Here is a 4,420-nt window from a genome sequence, read left to right as displayed (position 1 = left end):
ACCAACAGAGGACAACCATGAAACAGAAGAGATCAATTTATGCGGTTTTGGCGTTCGGTTTACTGACGGCGACGGCTGCGGCATCGGAAACGGAACTGACGGTATACACTGCTGTTGAGGCTGAGGATCTTGCGCGGTATGCGGAGACGTTCAATCAGAGCAATCCGGATATCAAGATCAACTGGGTCCGGGACTCGACGGGGATCATCACCGCGAAACTGCTGGCTGAACGGGACAACCCACAGGCGGATGTGGTCTGGGGGTTGGCTGCGACCTCTCTGCTGCTGTTGAAATCCGAAGGGATGCTGGAGCCTTATGCGCCGGCTGGCGTAGACAAGCTGGATGCGAAATTCGTCGATGGTGACAACCCGCCTGCCTGGGTTGGCATGGACGCCTGGGTTGCCTCGATTTGCTACAACACGGTTGAGGCGGAAAAGGCCGGGCTGAAGCCGCCGACCTCGTGGAAGGACCTGACTGATCCGATGTACAAGGATCAGGTTATCATGCCGAACCCGAATTCCTCTGGCACGGGGTTCCTTGATGTGTCCAGCTGGCTTCAAATGTTTGGCGAAGAAGGTGGCTGGGAATACATGGATGCGCTGCACGAGAATATTGCGCGCTACACCCATTCCGGCTCGAAGCCTTGCAAACTGGCGGCGGCGGGCGAGATCCCGATTGGTATTTCTTTTGCGTTCCGTGGGGCGAAATCCAAAGCTGATGGCGCACCGCTGGAAATCATTGTGCCTTCGGAAGGCGTCGGCTGGGACATGGAAGCAACCGCGATTGTGGCCGGCACTGCAAATCTGGAAGCCGCGCAGAAGCTGGTGGACTTCACCGTCACCAAAGAGGCCAACGAGATGTACAATACCGGCTATGCGGTCGTGGCGTATCCCGGCGTTGCAAAACCGGTTGAACACTTCCCAGAGGGTCTTCTGGATGCGATGATCAACAATGATTTCGAATATGCCGCCAACAATCGCGCGGCAATCCTGAAGGAATGGCAGTCTCGCTATGACGGAAAGTCTGAAGCGAAGTAATTCCATTGGCAGGAGGGGCTTTTGTGCCTCTCCTGCCCGCCACTCTCTTGTTCCCACCAACACAACCAACTCACCCGGCGCGCACCGGCCAGGATCGGTCGTGCCCGAGGTGCAGATGTGAGGACCTCTCCCGTGCTTCAGAAAACACCACCCGGTGAACTGTATCTCAGCATCCAGAATTTGTGGAAAGCGTTCGGCAGCTTTCTGGCACTCAAGGACATCTCTCTCGAAATCAAAGAAGGTGAATTCATTTGTTTCCTCGGCCCGTCCGGCTGCGGCAAGACCACCTTGTTGCGGGCGATTGCAGGGCTGGATCTGCAGACCAAGGGTACGATTATGCAGGATGGCAAGGACGTCTCCAACCTGCCTCCGTCCGAGCGCGATTTCGGGATTGTGTTCCAGTCCTATGCGCTGTTCCCGAACCTGACGATCGAAAAGAACATCGCATTTGGCCTTGAAAACACGGGCCGCAGCAAGTCGGATATCGCGGTTCGGGTGAGCGAGCTGCTGAACCTTGTTGGTCTGCCGGATCAGGGCAGGAAATACCCGGCGCAATTGTCCGGTGGCCAGCAGCAGAGGATTGCGCTGGCCCGCGCCATTGCAACCAATCCCGGTCTGCTGCTGCTGGACGAACCCCTGTCGGCGCTGGACGCCAAGGTGCGCGTTCACCTGCGGCATGAGATCAAGGAATTGCAGCGCAAGCTGGGTGTGACCACCGTGATGGTGACGCACGATCAGGAAGAAGCGCTGGCCATGGCCGACCGCATCGTGGTGATGAACCACGGGGTGATCGAACAAGTTGGATCGCCCACGGAGATCTACCGCGAACCGGCCAACCTGTTCGTGGCCGACTTTATCGGTGAAATGAACCAGATCCAGTCTCAGGTTACGAAAGGCGGGCGGTTGAGCGTCGGGGAAAAGACCTTTGCCTGCCTCAGCCACACGTTCAATGATGGAACCCCTGTCATTGCGGCCATTCGTCCCGAAGACATCATCCCTCATGAAGCTGGTTATCTTGACACGGGCGGCAATCGGAACTGCATCGAGGTCACGCTCGATGAAATGGAGTTTCTGGGCTCGTTCTGGCGCTGCCGCCTGAACAACGAGCGGTTCGGATCTTCGGAACTGATCGCGGATTTTTCGATCAACGCCGTGCGTCGTCTTGAGCTGGAAGAGGGGTGCAGCATGGTGATTGAGCTTCCCGAGAACCGCCTGATGGCGTTTGACCTTCCGGAGGCTGCGGCATGAGCACGATGTCGACCAATCAGGACACATTGCCTGTCGGGCCGGATATCAGGCCCAGGCTCAGCCGCGATGACATCCTGATGCGCGGAAGCATGATGGTGATCGCGCTCTATCTGATCGTGACACTGGCACTGCCGCTTTACACGATGCTTTCCAAGTCCTTCTCGACCTACCGGGTCGAGCTGTCCCAGTATGAGTTTCAGGTCAGTGATGAAGCGGGTGTGTTCGACGGAACGATCCTGACGGCTGACGAACTGAACAGGCAATTGGGGGTGTATTCCGACACCGATCTGACAACCGGCTCGGACGGGCGTTTGCCGGTGACCGGGTTCTTTCCGGAGTTCAGCTTTCGCAGCCCGGTCATGTACCAGATGCGGAACACGACGGAGGCCGGGCGCTTTCTGGTCGGGTCGACTTTGAACGAAGGCACCGATTGGGTCGAGCTTGATTCCAACACGTTCCGCCGGGTGCAGATGCGGCCGGTTCAAGCGCGGGGTCTGGGCAACTTCATCAACTACTTCTCGACACCAGCCCTGTTCAACTCGATCAAGAATTCCCTTTGGATTTCGGTTGTCAGCACAATCGTTACGGTGACGCTGGCGTTCTGGTTTGCCTATGCGCTGAACCGAAGCTGCATGCGGTTCAAGGGGGTCTTTCGCCTGATCGCGATGGCGCCGATTCTGGTTCCCTCGCTGCTGCCGGGCATCGCGCTGGTCTACCTGTTCGGCAATCAGGGGATGATCAAGGAGTTGTTGTTCGGTGCCAGTATCTACGGCCCCATAGGCATCGTGATCGGATCGGTCTTCTTTACCTTTCCACACGCGTTCCTGATCATATCGACTGCGCTCGCGATATCGGATGCGCGGTTGTACGAGGCCGCTGTCAGCTTGCGCTCTACCCCCTGGCGGACATTCTGGACCGTTACCATACCCGGCGCGCGCTATGGCCTGATTTCCGCAGCCTTTGTCGTGTTCAATCTGGTGATCACCGATTTCGGCCTGCCAAAGGTGATCGGCGGCCAGTTCAACGTGCTTGCCGTGGATATCTACAAACAGGTGATCGGCCAGCAGAACTTTGAGATGGGCGCCGTGGTCTCGGTGGTTCTGGTCATCCCCGCAATTCTGGCTTTTGCCATCGACCGGATGGTTCAGTCCAAGCAGGTGGCGCTGCTTTCTGCGCGCTCGGTTCCATATCAGGCAACACCAAACCCAAAGGCTGATCGCATATTCCTGATCTACTGCAGCTTGGTCGGCCTGTTCATCATTGGTCTTCTGGCCGTGTGTCAGTTTGCGGCGCTGATCAAGTTCTGGCCCTACGATCTGAGCCTGAGCCTCAAGAACTACCAGTTCGACAAGATGGATGGCGGCGGCTGGGGGTCGTATTTCAACTCGATCAAACTGGCCTTCCTGACGGCGGTGATCGGCACGACGGTTGTCTTCTTCGGGGCGTATCTGGTGGAAAAATCGAACGGCTTCAAAACCGGACGGTCGATCTTTCAGATGTTCGCCATGCTGCCGATGGCCATCCCGGGCATGGTTCTGGGGCTGTCCTATATCTTCTTCTTCAACAACCCGTCCAATCCGTTCAATGCGATCTACGGCACCATGGCAATCCTGGTGGTTTGCACGGTGACGCATTTCTATACCGTATCGCACCTGACGGCGGTCACCGCTCTCAAGCAGATGGATAAAGAGTTCGAGTCGGTGTCGGCCTCTCTCAAACAGCCAACAATGAAGCTGTTTGCCCGCGTGACGGTGCCGGTCTGTCTGCCTGCGGTGCTGGATATCTCGATCTATCTGTTCGTCAACGCAATGACGACCGTGTCGGCGGTTGTGTTCCTCTACTCACCCAAAACCACACTCGCGTCCATCGCGGTGCTGAACATGGATGATGCCGGGGACATCGCACCCGCAGCCGCAATGGGCATGATGATCTTCTACACCAACGCCGCCGCCCGGATCTTCCACCTGATGGCATCAAAAGGCATCCTGGCCCGCACACAGGCCTGGCGCAGCAGGTAATCCACAAAAAACTCAAGAACCCGCCGGTCACATATCTCCGGCGGTTTCCTTCTCCCCAAGAACCCGCTCCGCAAAGTCCATAAACGCCCGTATGATCTTGACGTCACGACGCTGGGA

General features: G+C 57.1%; 3 protein-coding genes. All 3 read left to right on the top strand.

What is annotated here, in order from left to right; translation table 11 throughout:
• The first annotated feature begins 17 nt into the window (after window positions 1-17).
• The 3 genes from ACR0BK_RS20265 to ACR0BK_RS20255 all read left to right on the top strand — a co-directional run bounded on the left by ACR0BK_RS20265 (window position 18) and on the right by ACR0BK_RS20255 (window position 4,303).
• The gene (locus ACR0BK_RS20265; protein WP_480477711.1) at window positions 18-1,037 is read left to right on the top strand and encodes a putative 2-aminoethylphosphonate ABC transporter substrate-binding protein; all 1,020 of its coding nucleotides are present in this window, start codon (window positions 18-20) and stop codon (window positions 1,035-1,037) included.
• Between the two features lie 132 nt (window positions 1,038-1,169).
• Window positions 1,170-2,285: a putative 2-aminoethylphosphonate ABC transporter ATP-binding protein gene (locus ACR0BK_RS20260; RefSeq protein WP_480496631.1), complete on the top strand. Its 1,116-nt coding sequence runs from the start codon at window positions 1,170-1,172 to the stop codon at window positions 2,283-2,285.
• Window positions 2,282-4,303 (top strand): putative 2-aminoethylphosphonate ABC transporter permease subunit, encoded by a 2,022-nt coding sequence (locus tag ACR0BK_RS20255; RefSeq protein WP_480556054.1) that lies wholly within the window; start codon window positions 2,282-2,284, stop codon window positions 4,301-4,303. The genes ACR0BK_RS20260 and ACR0BK_RS20255 overlap by 4 nt, the downstream gene beginning before the upstream one ends.
• The last annotated feature ends 117 nt before the right edge of the window (window positions 4,304-4,420 follow it).

It is taken from the genome of Ruegeria sp. AF1 (assembly GCF_056542125.1).
Note: the sequence above shows the minus strand (reverse complement) of the source record. Positions and strands in the feature narration are given on the sequence as shown.

What these genes read in the sequence shown, in the direction of transcription:
- ACR0BK_RS20265 (WP_480477711.1), top strand. Translation starts at nt 18, where the DNA reads ATGAAACAGAAGAGATCAATTTATGCGGTTTTGGCGTTCGGTTTACTG.
- ACR0BK_RS20255 (WP_480556054.1), top strand. Translation starts at nt 2,282, where the DNA reads ATGAGCACGATGTCGACCAATCAGGACACATTGCCTGTCGGGCCGGAT.